16 protein-coding genes, 1 riboswitch and 1 other annotated feature are annotated in these 19,464 nt (G+C 42.7%); of the genes, 1 reads left to right on the forward strand and 15 read right to left on the reverse strand.

Annotated features, from left to right (window positions below; genetic code table 11):
* Nucleotides 1–126 precede the first annotated feature (126 nt).
* Genes metH through V8G47_RS19460 form a run of 4 tightly spaced genes read right to left on the reverse strand, consistent with a single transcriptional unit; the run spans nt 127 to nt 7,722 of the window.
* A complete protein-coding gene (gene metH / locus V8G47_RS19445; RefSeq protein ID WP_336201503.1) occupies nt 127–3,573 on the reverse strand; it encodes a methionine synthase in 3,447 nt (1,148 codons plus the stop codon).
* Nucleotides 3,554–5,404 (reverse strand): bifunctional homocysteine S-methyltransferase/methylenetetrahydrofolate reductase, encoded by a 1,851-nt coding sequence (locus tag V8G47_RS19450; RefSeq protein ID WP_336201504.1) that lies wholly within the window; start codon nt 5,402–5,404, stop codon nt 3,554–3,556. The genes metH and V8G47_RS19450 overlap by 20 nt, the downstream gene beginning before the upstream one ends.
* Before the next feature lie 16 nt (nt 5,405–5,420).
* Nucleotides 5,421–6,605, reverse strand: a complete 1,185-nt coding sequence (metC, locus tag V8G47_RS19455; RefSeq protein ID WP_336201505.1) for a cystathionine beta-lyase — start codon at nt 6,603–6,605, stop codon at nt 5,421–5,423.
* Nucleotides 6,598–7,722 (reverse strand): methionine biosynthesis PLP-dependent protein, encoded by a 1,125-nt coding sequence (locus V8G47_RS19460; RefSeq protein WP_336201506.1) that lies wholly within the window; start codon nt 7,720–7,722, stop codon nt 6,598–6,600. Before V8G47_RS19460 ends, metC begins: the two co-directional genes overlap by 8 nt.
* A 91-nt stretch (nt 7,723–7,813) precedes the next feature.
* Nucleotides 7,814–7,923: riboswitch (SAM riboswitch) on the reverse strand.
* A gap of 305 nt (nt 7,924–8,228) precedes the next feature.
* On the opposite strand from V8G47_RS19460, the gene V8G47_RS19465 reads away from it, so the two are divergent.
* On the forward strand, nt 8,229–9,362 hold the full coding sequence (locus V8G47_RS19465) for a zinc-dependent alcohol dehydrogenase (RefSeq protein WP_336201523.1): 1,134 nt from the start codon (nt 8,229–8,231) through the stop codon (nt 9,360–9,362).
* Between the two features lie 85 nt (nt 9,363–9,447).
* Here the strand turns inward: V8G47_RS19465 and V8G47_RS19470 are convergent, their stop codons facing one another.
* From V8G47_RS19470 to V8G47_RS19520, 11 genes are all read right to left on the reverse strand, one after another.
* Nucleotides 9,448–10,446 carry a tryptophan--tRNA ligase gene (locus V8G47_RS19470; RefSeq protein WP_336201507.1) on the reverse strand — a complete coding sequence of 333 codons (999 nt, stop codon included), beginning with the start codon at nt 10,444–10,446 and terminating at the stop codon, nt 9,448–9,450.
* A gap of 61 nt (nt 10,447–10,507) precedes the next feature.
* Nucleotides 10,508–10,750, reverse strand: a binding site (T-box leader).
* Nucleotides 10,751–10,816: 66 nt separating this feature from the next.
* On the reverse strand, nt 10,817–11,425 hold the full coding sequence (locus tag V8G47_RS19475) for a metal-dependent hydrolase (protein WP_336201508.1): 609 nt from the start codon (nt 11,423–11,425) through the stop codon (nt 10,817–10,819).
* 112 nt (nt 11,426–11,537) lie between these two features.
* A complete protein-coding gene (locus V8G47_RS19480; protein WP_336201509.1) occupies nt 11,538–12,164 on the reverse strand; it encodes an NUDIX hydrolase in 627 nt (208 codons plus the stop codon).
* Nucleotides 12,165–12,181: 17 nt separating this feature from the next.
* The gene (locus V8G47_RS19485) at nt 12,182–12,838 is read right to left on the reverse strand and encodes an HAD family hydrolase (protein WP_336201510.1); all 657 of its coding nucleotides are present in this window, start codon (nt 12,836–12,838) and stop codon (nt 12,182–12,184) included.
* Nucleotides 12,839–13,057: 219 nt separating this feature from the next.
* Nucleotides 13,058–13,195 (reverse strand): hypothetical protein, encoded by a 138-nt coding sequence (locus V8G47_RS19490; RefSeq protein ID WP_336201511.1) that lies wholly within the window; start codon nt 13,193–13,195, stop codon nt 13,058–13,060.
* A 156-nt stretch (nt 13,196–13,351) separates the two neighbouring features.
* The gene (cls, locus tag V8G47_RS19495; RefSeq protein ID WP_336201512.1) at nt 13,352–14,563 is read right to left on the reverse strand and encodes a cardiolipin synthase; all 1,212 of its coding nucleotides are present in this window, start codon (nt 14,561–14,563) and stop codon (nt 13,352–13,354) included.
* 349 nt (nt 14,564–14,912) lie between these two features.
* Complete coding sequence (locus tag V8G47_RS19500) at nt 14,913–15,464, reverse strand: VanZ family protein (protein ID WP_336201513.1); 552 nt, start codon at nt 15,462–15,464, stop codon at nt 14,913–14,915.
* A gap of 94 nt (nt 15,465–15,558) precedes the next feature.
* Entirely contained in the window at nt 15,559–17,574 is a 2,016-nt protein-coding gene (selB, locus tag V8G47_RS19505; protein WP_336201514.1) for a selenocysteine-specific translation elongation factor, read from the reverse strand.
* Between the two features lie 77 nt (nt 17,575–17,651).
* The gene (locus V8G47_RS19510) at nt 17,652–18,188 is read right to left on the reverse strand and encodes a GNAT family N-acetyltransferase (protein WP_336201515.1); all 537 of its coding nucleotides are present in this window, start codon (nt 18,186–18,188) and stop codon (nt 17,652–17,654) included.
* A gap of 116 nt (nt 18,189–18,304) precedes the next feature.
* Nucleotides 18,305–18,901, reverse strand: a complete 597-nt coding sequence (locus V8G47_RS19515) for an SCO family protein (RefSeq protein ID WP_336201516.1) — start codon at nt 18,899–18,901, stop codon at nt 18,305–18,307.
* A gap of 133 nt (nt 18,902–19,034) precedes the next feature.
* Nucleotides 19,035–19,331: a hypothetical protein gene (locus V8G47_RS19520; RefSeq protein ID WP_336201517.1), complete on the reverse strand. Its 297-nt coding sequence runs from the start codon at nt 19,329–19,331 to the stop codon at nt 19,035–19,037.
* Nucleotides 19,332–19,464: the final 133 nt, after the last annotated feature.

The following is a 19,464-nucleotide window of genomic DNA, read 5'->3' on the forward strand; positions in this document are numbered from 1 at the left end:
TATCTCCAATCTATACTTGTTTCTCGACAACTCAAGTATAAAAGACTGGATGATTACGTGCATTTTTTATGTTCAAATTGTGTAAGAACCCCAACAAATATTATAGAACCCTTTTTAATAGGATGATTATAATACATTAAAGTATCTTGCTTCCGGATGAGCGAAGACCATGGCTGTTACCGATGCTTCAGGTTCCATCATGCATCCGTCTGTTAGTTGGATCCCGATTTTCTCAGGTTCGAGAAGCTTAAACAACTTCTTCTGATCTTCAAGTTCTGGACACGCGGGGTACCCAAATGAAAAACGTTGACCTTGATAATGGGTACGAAAACGGTCCTGCATCGTAAAATCTACGGGATCCGGGAAACCCCATCTGCTTCTCATCATTTCATGTACTCTTTCAGCCAGCCCTTCTGCTGTTTCCAAAGCAATGGCCTGCAAGGCGTGACTTTCCAGGAACCTTCCTTCTTCTTTCAACTCTTTAGCCCACTGCCTGATTTTCACACCTGCCGTTACAGCGAAGAATCCGACATAATCCATTTCCCCACTTTCAACGGATTTCAAGTAATCCGCTAAACAGAGATGCTGATTCCCTGATTGCCTCGGAAAATGAAATCGTTCTATTTCTGTTGATGAATCTTCCGGGTGATAAATGACAACATCTTCACCATCGGACTGAGCAGGAAAGAATTGATATCGTGCAGAGGCATGGATCATTCCTTGCCTTTTTGCTTTTTGGAACAATTCATCCGTCACGGCTTTCAGGCGGATGGTTCGTTCGTCCCCTTCTTCCAGCAATCTTGAAATTTTCCCTTTGATGCCTAAGTGATGACCAAGAAGCATTTGCTGATTGATATAGGGGTGGATTTGATCCAATGAAAATTCCTTTATGGTATGGGGCATCAAGTCTTGTGGAACATGAACCTTAACATCCTTTGACACGGCAGAGCGTGCTTTCACTGCAACAGATGATGTATCTCGGCCGGACGATTCTTCATGTATTATGAGTCTGCTTTGTTTCTCCTGGTATTCCTCTTCCAGTTTTAGTCTTGTTTCCTCATGTTGAATTCCATTCATGATACTCAACCCATCCATTGCATCCTTTGCATAGAGCACCAGCCCGTCGTACTCCATGCCGATTTTGTTTGTAGTGAACTTTCGGGTGAGGGCGGCACCCCCGACTACTAGAGGAACTGAAATATCGGCCTGCTTTAAATCTTGAGCCGTGATGACCATTTGTTGAGCAGACTTCACCAGGAGACCCGACAAACCTACGATGTCGGGCTTTTCTTCCCTTATGACTTGAATCAGTTCCTGTGGAGTAACTTTAATGCCTAAATCAATCACTTCATATCCATTATTACTGAGGATGATATCAACAAGATTTTTACCGATGTCATGAACATCCCCCTTAACCGTAGCCAAAATGACTTTGCCTTTGGAAGAGGAGCTTTCCATTTGTTCCATATATGGTTCCAGATGAGCGACGGACGCTTTCATGACCTCGGCACTCTGTAATACTTCGGCAACGATCAGCTGGTTATCATTAAATAATCTTCCAACTTCGCTCATTCCGGCCATAAGAGGACCATTGATGATATCCAGGGGAGCGTCATATTTTTCCAAAGCAATGTTTAAATCCGCTATCAACCCCTCTTTCGTGCCTTCCACTACATAATGAGCCAAACGTTCTTCTAAGGTCATTGTATTTACAGGAGCCTTTACTTCTTTCTTTTTTCCCCTATAAAATGCTGTGAATTCAGCAAGGGATTCATCCGTCGTTTCAAATAAAAGTTTCTCAGCCATTCGGACTTCTTCCTGGGGAATAGAGGCAAAGCGCTCTAACTTTTCCGTATTGACGATGGCATAGTCGAGTCCAGCCTTTGTACAGTGATAAAGATACACTGCATTGAGGACTTCCCTTCCGACAGGGGGCAGCCCGAATGAAACATTGCTGACGCCAAGTATATGAGGGCAATCAGGCAAGGCTTCTTTAATCTTCTTGATCCCTTCCACCGTACTATTGGCTGATCCTATATATTGCTGATCCCCCGTACCGACAGGGAATACGAGGGGGTCAAAGATGATGTCTTCAGAAGCTATCCCATATTTCTCCGTTAACAGTCTATGGGAACGAAGGGCAATGTCCACCTTTCGCTCAACAGATACACCCATTCCCTTCTCATCGATCGTCCCGACCACCACTGCCGCTCCGTAGGCTTTCATCAGTTTAGCGACCTTTGCAAATCTTTCTTCTCCATCTTCGAGATTAATTGAGTTAATGATCACTTTCCCTTGACAAAATTTCAAAGCGGCCTCAAGCACCTTCTCATCCGTCGAATCGATGACAAGTGGGACTTTTACTTTCTTTACAACTTCCTGAATAAAAACATTCATGTCCTCTACTTCTTCCCGGTCAGGGTCGGCAAGGCAGATATCGATCACCTGGGCACCGTTTTTCACCTGTGCCCTTGCAATCTCTGACGCTTCTTCTATCTTATTCTCAGCAATCAATCGTTTGAATTTACGTGAACCGATGACATTCGTCCGTTCTCCGACCAGAATCGGTCTTCTGTCTTCATCCTCGTAGATGAAAGCTTCAATACCCGACACCGCATGGGGATGAGACACATTCGGTGTACGGGGCTGGAATCCCTTCACCACCTCTGAAAGTGCACGAATATGCTCCGGTGTCGTCCCGCAGCACCCTCCTACAAGATTCAGCCAACCTTTCTCCGCGAAACCTTTCATCTTTATACTGAGGGAATCAGCTGTCTCATTATAATTCCCTTCTTCATCCGGGAGACCGGCATTCGGATAACAGCTTACATAGGTAGTGGCTAAATCCGATAATGACCGGACGTGGTCACGCATAAATTCAGGCCCCGTTGCACAGTTCAGGCCAACGACCAAAGGGTTTAAATGTTCAAGGGATAAATAAAATGATTCGATTGATTGTCCGGCGAGAGTAGTGCCCATTGGCTCAATGGTTCCGGATAACAAAATCGGGATTTCTTTCCCTCTGGATTCAAAAGCCGTTCGAATGCCCAGATTCGCGGCTTTTACATTTAAAGCATCCTGACTCGTTTCAAGTAATAGCACATCAACTCCTCCATCGAGAAGGCCTTCTGCTTGAACACGGTAGTTGTCTGCCAGTTCATCAAAGCTCACTCCCCCTGTTACGGATAACGTTTTCGTAGTGGGCCCAAGCGATCCCGCAACGAATCTTGGCCAGTCGGAAGTCGAGGCATCTTCTACTGCTTTCCTGGCGATTTCAGCTGCTACTTTGTTGATTTCATATGCTTTATACCCTAAATCATATTCGTCGAGAACGATGGGGGTTGCACCGAAGGTATTTGTTTCAATGACATCAGCCCCCGCTTTCAAATATTCCAGATGGATCTGATAGATTATCTCCGGCGCTGTCAATACAAGATTTTCATTACATCCTTCAAGTTCTTCCCCTCCGAAATCCTCCGGGGATAAATTTGCTTGTTGAAGCATCGTCCCCATTGCTCCATCAAGCACGAGTATTTTTTTTCTAAGCTGTTCTTCAAACAATGTGATGGCCATAGGGAACCTCTCTTTCAGTGTTGGTTTTCTCTTGTATATGATGAATCAGTTCAATGCTCATATCATATCTTACAAAAGGTGTGATCAGATAAATGCCATTAAACAGCTGGATTGCCGTATCCAACAAGTCTTTGGCTATCTCCATTCCGACTGCTCCAGCTATGACGGGATCATTTCCTGCTTCCTTCATTCTTCGTCTCGTTTCCTCCGGCACGTTGATTCCGGGTACTTCATGGTGAAGAAATTCTGCGTTTCTTGAGCTGATCAACGGCATAATTCCGATGAAGATCGGAACATCCAGATGCTTCGTCGCCTCATACACTTGGATCAGTTGTTCTTTCCCAAAGATCGGTTGAGAAATAAAATAGTCGGCTCCTGCTTTCTTTTTCTTTTCCAGCCTCTTTACAGAGGCGTCTAAATGACGGAAGTTCGGATTAAAGGCTGCCCCAACTGAAAATTGAGTCCGTTCCCGTAGTGATTTACCGGAAAACGATATCCCCTCATTATTCTGTTTAATAAGTTCAATAAGCTCCAGGGAAGAAAGGTCATATACAGATGCAGCACCGGGAAAATCCCCGATCTTGGCAGGATCACCCGTTATCGCTAATAGATTGTGTATCCCTAATGTGTGTAAGCCCATTAAATGGGATTGCAGTCCGATCAGGTTTCGATCCCTGCAAGTGATGTGAACGAGAGGTGTAAGATCGTATTTCGACTTCACCAGGCTCCCGATCGCGTCATTACTAATTCTCGGCGATGCGAGCGGATTGTCGGCAAGGGTGAGTGCGTCAATGCCGGCTTCCTTAAGTGCTGCCGCTCCTTGGAAGAACAGTTTCGTGTCGAGATGCTTGGGTGGATCTAGTTCAACGATGACCGTTTTCTTTTCTCTTACTTGCTCATGCAGCAAGCTTCCCCTGATGGATGGAGAAGATAACTGAACTACTTTTTTCTTTTTCACTTCTTTTTCCTTCACAGGCTCCCGGCTTTTCAATCTTGAAGCTACAGAACGAATGTGATCTGGTGTGGTTCCACAACATCCCCCAATGATTCTCGCACCCTGTAGACGCAATTCATTGCTGATATCACCAAAGTAATCAGGCTCAGCAGAGTAATAGAATCGACCTTCTTCATAGTTTGGGAGACTCGCGTTTGGATAGACAGATAGAAATGCCCTTTTCGGCAGGGGAACTTCCTCTAATGAATTCACCATATGAAATGGTCCCATCCGGCAATTGATGCCGACAACATCCGCCCCCAATAATTCCAATTGTTGAAGGGCATCTTTGATTTCCATTCCATTTTGAAGGACTCCTGTTTCATGAAGGGAAACCTGAGCAATGATAGGGATATCCGCTTCACGTTTGGCAATGTTCAGCACTGTGGTCAATTCCTCGAAATCATAATAGGTTTCCAGCAATATACCATCTACACCCTCCAATAATAAACAGTAAAGCTGTTCCCGAAAGCTTCTTTTGATCTCTTCGACTGACACATTTTGTCTAATGCCCCTGATTCCCCCGATCGTGCCGAGAATATAAGTGTTTTTACCGGCTGCTTTTCTTGCGAGACGCACAGCGGCTGTATTGATTTCCTTGACCGAATCCTCGAGACCGTATCTTGAAAGCTTTTGATAATTTGCCCCGTACGTATTGGTCTGTATAATATCTGCTCCGGCATCGATATACTCTTTATGGACTTTCAACACTTCATTTGGGTGAGAAAGATTCAGTTCTTCAAAGCATCTGTCCACTCCATATGAATACAACAATGTTCCAATTGCTCCATCTGCAATCAAGATTCTCTCTTTCAATGCTTCCAGCAACGGCTTCATGATCCTTCCTCCCCCTTTACAAATTGATCACGTTGTCTCGATTAATTTTTTGTATACTATCTAAACCGTTCTGAAGATCCTTAATTAATTCATCCGCGTTTTCAAGACCAACGGATAAGCGTAATAACCCATCTGTAATCCCTCTTCTCTCTCTTTCAGCTTTAGGCATAGAAGCATGTGACATTCTTGATGGATAGGATAAAATCGATTCGACAGCTCCTAAACTGACGGCGAATACGGGAATATTTACATGATTGATGAGTTGCTTCACTTCCTCTTCCCCTTTTAACCTGAAGGAAAGAACCGCTCCGGGACCCTCTGCCTGCCGGACTTGAATTTCACGACCGGGATGATAGCTTAAGCCAGGGTAATACACTTCTTTTACTTCCTTTCTGCCTTCTAGGAAGCTTGCAATCTTATAAGCCGACTCTGATGATTCCTTCAATCGGACGTGCAATGTTTTCAGCCCCCTTAATAGCAGCCAGCAATCCTGTACCCCGAGTACCGCACCAAACGAATTCTGCAGGAAAGCAAGCTTCTCCGCAACCTCTTCATTTCCCGTTACCGCAAGCCCCGCTAATACGTCACTGTGTCCGGCGAGAAACTTCGTCGCACTGTGCAGGACAACATCCACCCCGAGACTGATTGGCCTTTGCAGCAGTGGCGTCATGAATGTATTATCCAGAAATGTTAAACAGTCATTTGCCTTGGCAAGCTTCACGACCCCTTCAATATCCGTGATATTCAATAGGGGGTTCGAAGGGGTTTCCATATAAATCACCTTCGTATTGTGCTTAATTGCACAAGCCACCTCATGAAGGTCTTTCATATTCACAAAAGAGTATTCTATATCAAATTTAGTAAGGACTTCCGTAATCATCCTGTAGGTCCCCCCATATACCTCCTCAGAGACGAGTACGTGATCACCACTCGATAATAAAAGGAAGCTTGTTGAGATGGCCGCCATACCGGATGAAAAGGCAAAGCCCCTTAACCCGCCTTCTAATTCCGCTATCGTTTCTTCGACTGTTTCCCTTGTTGGATTCCCGGAACGGCTGTAGTCATATGTTCCATATTGATCAAAATCCTGTTGGTGGAAGGTTGTAGCATGATGAATCGGCGTAGAAACAGCTCCTGTCTCTTTATCAAATCCGCGGGAATGAATGAGTGACGTCTGAAGTGAAAAAGGTTTTTTACTCATACGTTAACACCTCTTTTTCCAATTGATGAAAAACATTCTCCAAGTCTTCGATCAGGTCATCGATAAATTCTATTCCTACAGAAAACCTGAGCAATCTGTTGCAGATGCCAAGTCTATTTCGTTCTTCTTCAGGAATGTCGGCATGGGTCTGGGTGGCGGGATAAGTGATAAAGCTTTCAACCCCTCCTAAACTTTCAGCAAACGTTATAATCTTCAGGTGTTGAAGGAAGGGACCGACCCATTCTTCCTTAGCAATGCGAAAGGAAAGCATGCCTCCTTTCCCCGGATACAAGACGTCCGCTACACAGTCATGCCCTGCTAGATACTGGGCTAATTTTCTTGCGTTCCTTTCATGCTGGGCCATTCTGAGACTAAGGGTCTTCATCCCTCTTATTAAGAGCCAACAATCAAATGGTGCAAGGACTGCACCGATTGAATTTTGAATGGTATAGATCCTTTCAGCCAAGTCCTCTGTGTTTACAATGACAACTCCAGCCAGAACGTCATTATGGCCCCCTAAGTATTTGGTAGCGCTGTGAATAACCAGGTCCGCTCCCTCTTTGAGCGGTTTTTGCAGAACTGGTGTATAGAAGGTATTATCGACGATTAAGAGCAATCCATTTGCCTTTGAAATGCCGGCAACCTCAGAAATACTTGCTTCGTTCATTAATGGATTGGTTGGTGTCTCAAGAAAAATAGCCTTTGTCCTCTGCGATATGTGATGTGCTATAGAATTAGTATCACTTGTATCAACAAAATGAAATTTGATATTATATTGAGCTTCATACTGAAGGAATAAGCGGTAGCTTCCTCCGTAAAGATCCTTGGATACAATCAATTCGTCCCCACATGAGAATAAACCAAGGATTGCCTGAATCGCAGCCATTCCCGAACTGAATGCAAATCCTCTATGCCCCTCTTCCAATTGAGCCAGTGTTTCTTCAAGGGTCGCCCTCGTTGGATTTCCTGTTCTCGTATAATCATAACCGGTTGGTTCACCGACCCCTTTATGTTCATATGCTGTCGAAAGATGAATGGGCAGGCTGACGGCACCAGTAGCTGGATCCTTCCGATTGCCTGCCTGGACAAGCAATGTATCAATATGTTTTTTCAACATTCTTCTCTCCTTTTCGTACCTAGAAAATGAAAAGGGGAAAAAACAAAAAACCTTCTTATGAAAATAAGAAGGTTTAATACGTTCGTTCTCCCTCTTATCGTCCAAGTTGACATCAACTTGCTGGAATTAGCACCATACCTGTAACTGTGGCTGGTTGCTGAGGTGTCTTCGGGCCAGTCCCTCTACCTCTCTTGATAAGAAACAATATGAAATTGTAAAGTGCTTTCCCATAACTTATACCAAACAGAGAAGACTGTCAATGAAAAGTAAGAATTTTAAATTAATTTTTTCATTTAATGAAATTCCCATCGTTGCGGACGCTTGAATAAACAGTGGTAATTAAATCCAATTAATATTGGTGAAGTGCTGTTTAAACAAGATTTTTATAACATGACTTCCTCCTCGGCTTATCGAGTTTCCTAAATCGGGTCGCCCTAATGTTTAACACACTCCAAAAGAGTTTAAACACATAGAAGAATCTTACAAAATTTACAGGAGTGATGATAGTGAAGGGTGTTACGTTCCAAGGAAAAGAAAAGATGGTCGTGAAAGAAGTAGCGAATCCAGAAATTCAGGTGAATACAGATATTATAGTAAGGATTACTGCAAGCGGAATTTGCGGTTCAGATTTACATTTATACAAAGGGGGAATAGAACCGGAACAAGATTATGTTGTGGGACATGAACCGATGGGTATCGTCGAAGAGGTCGGATCGGAAGTGAAAACCCTTAAAAAAGGGGATCGCGTTGTCATCCCTTTTAATATTGGCTGTGGGAAATGTTTTTTCTGTGAGAACCAAATGGAAAGCCAATGTGATGAATCCAATCCCCACGGAGAAGTTGGCGGTCTTTTCGGATTCACCGAAATGAATGGTGGATATCCAGGTGGTCAAGCTGAGTATCTGCGGGTACCATATGCAGACTTCACATCGTTTAAAGTCCCTGAATCAAGTCAGCTGGAGGATGAAAGTGTTCTCTTCCTTTCCGATGTTATACCCACTGCTTACTGGAGTGTAGAAAACAGTGGTGTGAAAAAAGGGGATACGGTCATAGTGTTAGGTAGCGGTCCAATTGGGTTGATGGCCCAGAAATTCGCTAAATTGAAAGGCGCCGAAAGAGTCATCGCTGTAGACCAGGTAGATCATAGACTTGCTCACGCTAAACGTACCAATCAAGCAGAAATATTTAACTTTCAAAATCATAGCGATATAGGGTCGCTCCTGCATGAAGAAACAAAAGGGGGAGCTGATGTTGTGATAGACTGTGTTGGAATGGATGGGACCGTTCAGCCAAATGAATCGTTCGGTTCTGACTTTGATAATCAATTTGGGACAATAAGTCCGATCAAGACAGCTTCAGAAGCGGTTCGGAAGTTCGGAACTGTTCAATTGACGGGTGTATATGCAACAGAAGCAAATCGATTTCCCTTAGGGGACTTTTTCAGCAGAAATGTTTCCATTAAAATGGGACAAGCCCCTGTGATTCATCTGATGCCAAAATTATACGATATGATTGAACAGAACCAATTTGACCCTACCGACATCATCACACATACCTTTTCAATTGAAGAAGCAGCAAAAGGGTATGACATTTTCGATAAGAAGTCCGACGGAAATATTAAAGTTATCCTCAAACCTTAAACAGCGGGAAGAAAAGCCGTATTCTGACAAGATGCGGCTTTTCCAATATTTTCATTCTTTAAAATTTCATCATTAAGTGTATCGATCAACGATACACCCCAATCTTTTGTTTGATATCCTTCATGAAAGGTATGATTTTTTTTCTTGCCCTTTTGGCACCATTTTGTAGAATCTGATCAATTGCCTCTGTGTCCCTTAATAATTCGTTGTACCTGTCACGGGGTTCTATCATAAAAGAGTTCATCACAGAAAATAATTCTGCTTTTGCTTCACCCCAGCCAATTCCTGAATGAAACCTCTTTCTCATTATTTCAGTTTGTTCTGACGAGGAGAATTCTTTATATAACGAAAAAATGGCAGAAGAGCCGGGATCCTTGGGTTCCTCGGGAAGAGAGGAATCCGTTTTAATTTTATTGATCAGTTTTCGAAGCTTGTTTGGTTCTTCGAATAATGGGATTGTGTTGTTATAGCTTTTACTCATTTTTCGTCCATCAAGTCCGGGGAGAACAGACGTCTCTTCCTGTATGACATACTCCGGAAGAACAAACGTTTCACCATATTGTTTATTAAAACTTTCCGCTATATCCCTTGCAATTTCAACATGCTGAATTTGATCCTTTCCCACCGGAACTAATTCAGTTTGAAATAGGAGAATATCCGCTGCCATCAATATCGGATAGGTGAATACTCCCATGTTGACTCCAGAATCCACTTCTCTGCCACCATTTTGATTATCTTCCACCATTAATTTATAGGCATGGGCCCGGTTCAATAACCCTTTTGGTGCAAAACAAGAAAGGATCCAGCTTAATTCAAAGATTTCTGGAACATCAGATTGACGGTAAAAAATCGCTCTATCTGGATTCAAGCCTAAAGCTAACCATGCTGCCGCCACCCCATAAGAAAGTTCTTTCATTTCAACGGGATCATGGATCTTTGTTAAGCCATGATAATCCGCAACAAAATAAGCGGTGTTATAAGATTGATTCTCTGCCAATTCCAATGCAGGTTTAATCGCGCCAATATAATTCCCCAAATGAATACGACCAGTGGGCTTGATACCCGTCAGAACTTGTTTTTTCATCGCCATCATACCCTCCGTTGAAAAAAAATAAAAAAACACAAAAAGGGCTTCCCATCCTCTAAAAAAGGACGGGAAACCCGTGGTGCCACCTTCATTCGCCTACACTTTAGTAGACGCACTCATCTGTACAGAAGTCGCCTTCAATACATCGTCCCTTTTATCGGTGAGACCTTCCGCCAAAACCTACTTCCTTTCAGCCTGGATGCTCAAAAGCCCATTCAACGATTTCACCATACTGATTCTCACCAGCCATCAGCTCTCTTAAATGTTTCGATCGTCTACTTTTCTTCTTCATCGCACTTAACCATATATAGTGTTTCCATTATTTTAATGTATAGGGAAATAATGGTCAAGTGGGTATAAACACATTTTAAATTTCCTTAGACGAAAGGGGAAGGAAGAGCTTTATGCCTCGCTTATTAAAAGGAAGAAACTTCATATCCGCGATCAAATGACTCGCATATCCGATGACACATGCTTCAAATACTCCATCAATCATGAAAGAAGACTCGAGATAACGAGCGATGATAGCATAATATATCATTCCCAGTACGGAGTGGGTATAACTGCGATGTGAGACGAATGAAGCAATAAATATATAAATGCCAAGTAACCATAACCATATTTCATTTAATTGCCACCCACATGCTGTCACACCTATGCCAGTAATCATCAGCATCCTTCTCTGGGTGATGAAGCTTGTGAGTAACATCATTCCTGCCCCATAGCCAATCCCAAGCCACCGTTCTTTCCCACTGCCTTCAAGATAGCTGTACACCATCATGAGAAAGCCGATGATTTGCGCCACAGACCTGATCATTTTGGGTGAGAAAGTAACTTTGTTACTTAGCTTTCCGTCAATATCCAAATCCGGCATGAGTCCGGATATCCCGCCAATTGCTACAAGTGCGGCTGTCGCTCGCGGGCCCGATCCAAATGAGTTCGCCACGATAAAACCTGTTGCTGCTCCAATTGCCATATGCGCTGTGCCGTTCAATGTTTCTCCTACTCTCTTTCACAATATGTATGTACCAGGTATTCATGATAGCCTTCATTATCCATTCTGGCTATGGGAAAGAGGCATTACTTTCTTACATTTCCCGTTCTATTCGATCGATGATTTCTATAAGGTAGGTCCTTTCATGCGGGACGAAATGATGATAACCGACCATTTCGCTTATATAATTCTTCCCCCCATCTTTGGTGACAACAAATCCTTCCAGTTCGATTTCGACTTTATCGCGATGAATAAGCGATTTGAAATCGGACAGGGTTGAGCGAAAGATGCCTGAAACTTCCTCCGGCTGAAGCTGAAATTCCTCATATGAAACCCGCTTGGTATAGAGGAATACATTTGTATGCTCCCGGTCTATCATTCCTTCTTGAATGAGTTCCCCTTTCACAATCCCCAGACCCTTCAATTCCTCAAACAAAACCTTAATTCCCAGCTCTTCGTGGACTTCCCTCACACCGTCTTCAATCTTCTCATCGGACATGATGTGTCCTGCGGCCGTAATATCCAAAAGACCGGGATAATCCTTCTTATTATCACTTCTTAATTGAAAATAGATGAAGGTTTCCTTCAAATCGTCATCATAACGAGCAAACCAGCAGTGAAAGGTCTCGTGCCAGTACCCTTTTGCGTGGACCTCAGATCGGCTCTTGACACCTATCCTATCTCCATTTTCATTCAATACGGCCAGTTTTTCCTGCCCCACTTGATCACTCCTCTCCCTTATTTCACATTCTCCAAATAATCTCTGATTTCAATCAGATCACCGACCACTACATCTGCTTCTTTCAATTCATGTTCCTGTGAAAAATCAAAAGCACATCCGATGGAGAGGAACTCATTCGCCTCGGCTCCTTTAAAGTCCGATCGTCTGTCCCCGATCACAATTCCGTGACTGAGATCATGATCCACCTTCACTTTCCGAATTAGTTCACCCTTATCCTCAGAGTCAATATCCTCAATGCTATAGCAGGATAAGATCCATCGATCCAACGCGTAATATTCCACGATTGCCTCGAGATAACGGGGATAGCCGTTACTTGCCACAAAAATCGGAAATCCCCTTTCGGACAAATAGGCTAAGAGGTCCTCTGTATGTGGATAGAGCGCGCCCATCCCGCCCAGTATGTTTTGAATCAATTTATCCTGAAATACTTCATTCACTCTTGCATGTATATTTAGGGAATCCAGGGGCAATAGGGTCCTCCACACATCCGAAAGGGGGGCTCCCATTATTTCTCTATATCTTTCGAGAGGTGTTGCCCCCTCCCACATTCTTTCATCTCTAAGTAATTGGAAGGTATCATGAAGTGAAGCTTCAAGTATGCGGTCTGTTTGAAATAATGTACCATCCATATCAAATATCATTGCTGCTTTCATCTATATTCTCCTTTATTGCCATACGCACAGTCAGTATCCATGATGATTCAATCTTTCCACGAGCTTTCACTAAGCCATATCTAATCATATCAAATTTTCGCCTACTGCGAGGCAAACAATCTATAAAGAGGATTAACTGGGTCCACCATCCTCAGACATAAAAAAAGACACGTGAGACCTTCCTCTTGTGTCTTTTGCTTTTACAGTATTCTCCGTTTTCTAAGAAGCGTTCGGAAGGTAAAGAAGGACCGCCAACATCATGCCGATCACAGAGAAGATGACAATTGTGACTGCTATCGACCTGTGATACTTAGAAACATGTTTCTTCTTTGACACATTAAAAAACGTAAATGCCATTAACGAAAGAACAAACAAAGCTATAAACAAGAGCTCGCTCATGGACAATCCCTTTCTTTAATTAAGGTGTTTATATCTATACTATATGAGAACACTTTACCATATTTTCTTATTCAACAAAAATTTTTACCTCCGTACACCATGAACTAGATGGGACTAGAAGTAATAATAAAGCCAGGGGGGTGTCTTTTGTAAGGCTTTTTCCCAGGAGGGCAGTTCATCGAAAGCTTCCATGGTCAGCTTTTCACTATCCTTCATATCATTTTCAATTAGGGATTCCAATTGCTGCGCCACTTTTTCATCCCGAATGATGCAGTTGCTCTCATCATTTAAGTAAAAGCTGCGCGGATCCCAATTGGCTGTCCCTACGTCGGCCCATGCATGATCTACAACTATCACCTTACCGTGAAAAAATCCCTTCTGATACAGATATAAATCCACGCCTTCTTCTAAAAGGCTCTTTTCTATCCTGTAACTAACGGGTTTGGTGAACCAGGCATCCGTATCATCCGGTACAAGGATATTCACCTCGACCCCTCTCTTCACAGCATCTTTCAATGCGGTGATAAGCTTATTGTTGGGGATAAAATATGGGGTTGTGATGGTCACACTCGTTTCTGCTTCATTTATCCAGTCAATGGTTCTTTCAATAAGAGGATCTCCAGTAGAGTAAATGAAATGAACACTGCCTACAGTGCTTGCTGACGTGTATGGTCGAGGAGCACTCTTTATACTCTCGCCACCGTCCTCCGTCCAATCTTTTTTGAACTGCTTATATACTTCTTTACCCGCATCACCTACCAACCGAATATGGTAGTCCCTCCAGTAGCCAAGCTTTGGATCTTTTCCAAGATATTCATCCCCCATGTTGAATCCTCCAATATAGGCAATGGTTTCATCTATGGAAATTAGCCTGCGATGGTTCCGGTGGTGAAGGGAATAGAAAATATTCTTAAATTTAATTGGTCTGCTTTTCGTCACCTTTACTCCGGCCTTTTCCAGCCTCTTGATGGACTTTTTCTGAATATCTGATCCAAGATAGTCAACAGATAGACGGACATCCACACCCGTTTGAGCTTTTTTCATCAATACATCAAAAAACTCTTGAGAGACTTCGTCATCCCGAATGATAAAAAAGTGGATCCAAACATATTGTTTTGCGGACTCAATATCCTTAAAAAGGTTTTTATAAAAGCTTTTTCCTGTATTAAAAACGTCAATTGAAGCATTGCTTGAAAGGGTTTCTGTCATCGGGTGAGTTCTCGTATAGTTTTTCAAACCTTGTTTTACATCCCATTGCATGATGAGTAACAATACCACGGATATCCCGGTCACGGCCATCACCGCTATTATTGCTTTCTTCAACACGAGAATCCCCCCTTTCATGGTATTGATAGCTTTTGTTTATAGGGAAGGACTATACATCCGCTGTCAAAGTTTATCGATGAATAGGCTGAGTGAGAAGCAATAAAAAGGCTGGGATAAATGCGTTTAGTTAAAAGAAAATCCGAACGATATTCGAGATTCATTTTTTGAAAATCGAATTCGTTCGGATTTGTCAGTTTTACGAAAATATTTTTAATGGAGCGAGTGATGGTTGATTTCCGCCTGAGGAAAGCGAAGTCTTGCACGGAAATCAATAGCGGTGTAACAAGTGATCCTATCAAATTGTTTGATTGTTCGTCTTTTGAAATGGAATTAGTTATATTCCAGCCACTTACTTGATTTTCTTATTGATCTTCAACAATGTATAGATATACCGGGCGATGACGAATAGAATGCCTCCTATGAACGAACCCATTGTGTTCATCATCCAATCATCAATATCCGTTGCTCTTCCTAAAGGCAAGTAGTATTGAGCCAACTCAATTCCAAATGAAAAGAACCCCCCAAGGAAAGTGACCATTAATATTAATTGTTTAGATTGTCTCATCCACCAGGCAAGAAAAAAGGTGAAGGGAATAAACAATATAATATTGGCAAGGAGATTACGGATCGGTACATCCAAATGATTACGGTACAATAAATTCAACTTTAAATTGGAGAAAGGATCGAAATTCACTGAACCCTCTGAAACGTTTTCCAGTGGAGTCAAGGTGATCAAACAGATGCCACCGATTGAAATACACGTAAATAATACAGGGAGTAAGTTCAGCCACCTGCCCTTACCCCTTCTTTTCTTCCAAAAGGAGATCGCAAAGATAAGGGTAACCGTCACAATGATCATAATCGGAAGCACCCAGCCAAATGCGCTCCATAACTCTTTCATATTTTCCTATCCTACTTTCTACTATGCCACAGAATGATCAGCAGCAATTTATACTTTAGTTATGTTGATCAACCGGAATATACTTTCTTCCCACTCATACTTTATCTTTAAAGCCAATCCATTTTCGTTTCCCTTCTATGCGAAGCGTCAACCCTTCTTCATCAAGTTTTTCTAAAAAAGGAATCATATATTTTCTGGATAAGCCGAGTACTTCTTTCGCTTCACCTACATGAAATGCATCATCTGTATGCTTCCTCAAGCGAATGGTTGCGTCGTTAAACACCCTAAAGGAATAAGCTTTCTTTTCGTCCAGGGGTACTATTTTCTTCTCCTGTACAAAGAATCGAGTGAAGTCCGATTGCCACTTCTCCTGTATTCCTACCTTCTCATAATACTCTTCCATGTCTTTTACCTGTGTACCGTCCTTTTCCAGTAAATCGAGTAGCTGAATGCATCGCTTTTCCCATGCAGGTGGGAGATGGGGAGTGAACCCAACTAAATGAACGAGACCTTTTCCCTCGACCCAATTTCCGTCCTCCAACACATAATCTGCCAGACTTTCAGGATATTCACTCAGGCGTTGCTTCAATTCTGCACGATTGACCCCCTTTAATAAAGGGAATTTCTCATGAAATGTCAAGAGGAAATGTTTCATCGCATCTCGGCATTCTTTTACAATTTCACAATGGGTTATGGTTGTATCAGAAAGTTGAATCCATCCCTTTTCCCCGAGTAACTCAGTCATACATTCTTCTGAAATGGATCCTTCCTTTTTCAGCGTTTCCCTATCAAGGGATTTATATCGATCAAGTACTCTTAGCGCCCGTTCACCCGGGGTTCCTTCAATCAGGGATTTAAGGTAGCCAATCGTTTCTTCTCCAAACCGGTAATTCCCCCCGTTTGGCTGTATGATCCACCCTCCACCGATGGTTTCAACCGGTGAGGGCCTCCTGAGAATAAAACGATCTCCCCGTTTAACCATGATGGATTCATCCAGGCGTATCTGACACAGAATCATGTCTGTCTCTATACCTGCCTCCACTTTATTTCGATCAAAGAACACGAGCTTCCCAAGGACCTCAGAGGTACCTGTATGGATCTTGACCCGCATTCTCTGTTTGATTTCATATCGGACAGTATGTAGCACTTGTATGCAAACGTCCATTGTGTTTGTCATAAAAAGGTGAGGGGACGAGACCAGTACATTTCCCCGTTTAAGGGATTTATGGTCCACACCGGGGAGATTGACAGCAGCCCGTTGACCGGCGTATCCCTTTTCTGCCTTACGGTGGTGAACCTGAATTTGTTTCGCTTTTGTATGTATTCCGAGCGGTAGAATGGTCAGATCCTGACCCGTTTCCAGACTTCCTTCATAAATCGTTCCCCTCACCACCGTTCCCTGCCCCTTTACAGTAAAAACCTGATCAACAGGTAATCGAAAATCCCCTGCAATATTCCTTGAAGGCAGACCTTTCAAGGAGGAAATGATGGTTTCTTTAAGGGCCTTCACTCCTTCGCCTGTCAATCCGTCGGCCGATAGTATGGGAGAGCCTTCAAATTCGGTTCCCATCAATTCTTCGCTGACTTCTTCCAGGGCGATCTCTCTTAAGTCTTCTTCGACTTTAGAAATTTTCGTCAAGACGACAATGCATTGACTTATTCCAAGAAGGGACAGAATGTTAAGATGCTCTTTCGTTTGCGGCATCACTCCTTCATCAGCTGCAACTGCGAGTACAACAAGATCGATTCCCGCTACACCTGCAATCATTTGACGGATGAAGCGTTCGTGACCCGGCACATCCACTACAGAAATCTCAATCGTATCATCCTCATACAGAGGGGCGAATCCAGGTTCAATTGAAATACTCCGCTCCTTTTCCTCTTTAAACCGATCGGTGTCAACCGAAGTCAGTGCCTTTGTGAGAGTGGTTTTTCCATGATCGATATGTCCGGCCATCCCAATCGTGTAATGGTCCTTTCTCATCCTCTCACCACTTTCTATCTTTTCTTCTTGAATCTGAATACCAGTACCCCTGCCATGATGGAAAAACAAACGGCAAACAGAACACCCTTCCATACTTCCCCGTCTGAAAAGGATTTCACCACCCATATAAAAATGAATAATGTGATCAGTATATCAACTATCAGCATTCCCTTAGAATTTCGAATTTGCACTCACCTGCTGTTCTATAATTTAGCTGTAGATTCCTTAACATTATCATATTCCCTCTTAACAGCACCACCCGGACGAAATCTCGCCATGCAATATTCCCCCGCAAATCGGCCATTTTGGACAATTGAGCCATGTTTGAACCCCTCGTCTTCAAATCCCAATCTCTCATATAAAGCTTTCGCTTTGGTATTAACGTCTATGACTGTCAGCTCAATTCGCTCGATCATCAACCAATTATCCGCCAAATCGATGGCATTCTGAATGAGGCTGGTTCCAATCCCCCTCCCATGATATTGCTCATCAATAAATACGAATAAACTTCCCGTGTGGGAACGTCTGCCGAAGCCTTGGCTTAATCCGCAGAGCCCCACTACCATCCCATCCACTTCTGCTATAAAATCATGCTGGTTGGATGAAGGGTTCTTCAATCTCGATTCAAATTTCTCGAACCTTAAGCTCGGTAACGCGATGATATTTGGTAAAACCGTCTTTTGACGCATGATTTCTACTATTCTTTCAGCATCTTTTACTTCGATCGGACGAATCTTCATCGTTTCAGCTCCCCATTCCTTTTCATCATTATAATCGTTGGCATCCTAATATTGGAATGGGAAATCGCAAAAAAAAAAAAAGAGAATCACGCATCCTGTGATTCTCTTAGGAGGATTTATTCTGATCCTTCCTTACTTAATGTTTTCATATCCTGAACGATTTCATCATATGGAACATCACTGTTGCCACTGTATGTTTTAACGACGGTGCCTTCCTGGTTCACCAGATAGAAGCTGGTCCCATGAATCATCTGATCGGAATTGGGGTCGTCCGCAACGATTGAACGAAAGGAATGTTCCGCAAGGTCCTTCACTTCATCGAATTCATAACCGGTCAAAAGCTCCCATTTACTTGTGTCTGCTTCAAAGTTTGATATGTACTCTTTTAATGCGTCTGGTGTATCTGTTTCCGGATCGACACTGAAGGAAACGATTTTATAATCCTTTACTCCTTCTTCTTTTAACTTCTTTTGCAGCTTTGTCAAGTTGAATGTCATTGGCGGGCAGACTGTTTCGCAACTGGTAAAGATAAAATCGGCGATCCAGACCTGTCCCTTTAAATCTTTTAAGCTTACTTGTTTATTATCCTGGTTCGTATAGGAAAATTCCTTCACTTTATAATCCGTTTCCGCTTGAAAGTCACTATTGTTGCAACCTGCAAGGAGTATCCCGATGATGGTCATCACCACAATGAATGATTTGGTTTTTGACATCTTTATCTCCTCCGACTTGATCTGTCTCTTCCATTCTATGTTAGTAAAAAGAGGATAAAAAAACAATTCCTGCAGAGAGGATTCATTGTCTATTTTGTGAAACCTCTGTCACTGGCAATTTCCTCTCTGGCATTCATTCTTCCCTCTCTTTCATCTTCTTCTTTGAAAAAAGATAGTGCAGGGTGAACCCATGAACGACCATAATCGTAAGGAAGGCAAGGAAATAATAGAATACGCCCATCACCCCGTCTGAAATATCCTCTGTAATGAGCCACCATACAGAGGCAAAGGCAAGAAAAACGAATTGAAGTGCGACTCCTTCTAAAAAGGGTTTCTTATAAGAATTAAAATCCAATAATCTCTTCCAGCTCCAGCTGATTGCAACGACAGCAGATACTACTAATAGCAATATATAAATGCTTATTTGCATAGTGATGGCTCCCCTTTCTGTCGACCTACCTTCATGTTATGCAATCCAATTGGAAAAAGAAAGAGAAAAAGGAAAATTATTTGGTGATTTCCTTTTCTCTGTCACCACTATTCTCCACCTCATGAAACTTGTC

This window comes from Rossellomorea sp. LJF3 (assembly GCF_037046045.1).
GTDB lineage: Bacteria > Bacillota > Bacilli > Bacillales > Bacillaceae_B > Rossellomorea.

Bases quoted from the DNA above. Each gene is read 5' to 3' on its own strand.
- metH (WP_336201503.1), bottom strand. From the start codon at position 3,573: ATGGCCATCACATTGTTTGAAGAACAGCTTAGAAAAAAAATACTCGTG.
- V8G47_RS19450 (WP_336201504.1), bottom strand. From the start codon at position 5,404: ATGAAGCCGTTGCTGGAAGCATTGAAAGAGAGAATCTTGATTGCAGAT.
- metC (WP_336201505.1), bottom strand. From the start codon at position 6,605: ATGAGTAAAAAACCTTTTTCACTTCAGACGTCACTCATTCATTCCCGC.
- V8G47_RS19460 (WP_336201506.1), bottom strand. From the start codon at position 7,722: ATGTTGAAAAAACATATTGATACATTGCTTGTCCAGGCAGGCAATCGG.
- V8G47_RS19470 (WP_336201507.1), bottom strand. From the start codon at position 10,446: ATGAAAAAACAAGTTCTGACGGGTATCAAGCCCACTGGTCGTATTCAT.
- V8G47_RS19475 (WP_336201508.1), bottom strand. From the start codon at position 11,425: ATGGCAATTGGAGCAGCAACAGGTTTTATCGTGGCGAACTCATTTGGA.
- V8G47_RS19485 (WP_336201510.1), bottom strand. From the start codon at position 12,838: ATGAAAGCAGCAATGATATTTGATATGGATGGTACATTATTTCAAACA.
- V8G47_RS19490 (WP_336201511.1), bottom strand. From the start codon at position 13,195: ATGGCATTTACGTTTTTTAATGTGTCAAAGAAGAAACATGTTTCTAAG.
- V8G47_RS19500 (WP_336201513.1), bottom strand. From the start codon at position 15,464: ATGAAAGAGTTATGGAGCGCATTTGGCTGGGTGCTTCCGATTATGATC.
- selB (WP_336201514.1), bottom strand. From the start codon at position 17,574: ATGGGTGGTGAAATCCTTTTCAGACGGGGAAGTATGGAAGGGTGTTCT.
- V8G47_RS19510 (WP_336201515.1), bottom strand. From the start codon at position 18,188: ATGAAGATTCGTCCGATCGAAGTAAAAGATGCTGAAAGAATAGTAGAA.
- V8G47_RS19515 (WP_336201516.1), bottom strand. From the start codon at position 18,901: ATGTCAAAAACCAAATCATTCATTGTGGTGATGACCATCATCGGGATA.
- V8G47_RS19520 (WP_336201517.1), bottom strand. From the start codon at position 19,331: ATGCAAATAAGCATTTATATATTGCTATTAGTAGTATCTGCTGTCGTT.